We start from the raw sequence: 324 nt of genomic DNA, 5'->3' as shown, positions 1-324 counted from the left end.
GTCGGTGTCACGCGCCAGTACTGCGGGATGCTGGGCAAGCAGGACAACTGCCAGGTGGCTGTGAGCATCTCGCTTGCAAGCAAACAGGGCAGCCTGCCCGTGGCTTGGCAGCTGTACCTGCCCGAGGACTGGGCGGCAGATGCTGAACGCCGCGCCAAGGCTGGCGTTCCCGATGAAGTGCGCTTCGCCACGAAGACACAGATCGCGCTGCAGCAATTGCGCACGTTGCTGGACGAAGGTGCACCCCGCCATTGCGTGCTGGCCGATGCGGGATACGGTGTGGACAACGCCTTTCGCCAGGCGCTCAGCGACATGGGCCTGCTC

The 324-nt window shown here is 64.8% G+C and carries 1 protein-coding gene; it reads left to right on the top strand.

Annotated features, from left to right (window positions below):
* Positions 1-324, top strand: a 324-nt coding sequence (locus JHD63_RS23225; protein ID WP_198973162.1) for a transposase, incomplete at both ends; no start/stop codon positions are given.

This window comes from Xylophilus sp. ASV27, from assembly GCF_016428875.1.
Taxonomy (GTDB): domain Bacteria; phylum Pseudomonadota; class Gammaproteobacteria; order Burkholderiales; family Burkholderiaceae_C; genus Xylophilus.
This window is presented reverse-complemented; position numbering and strand designations above follow the sequence as displayed.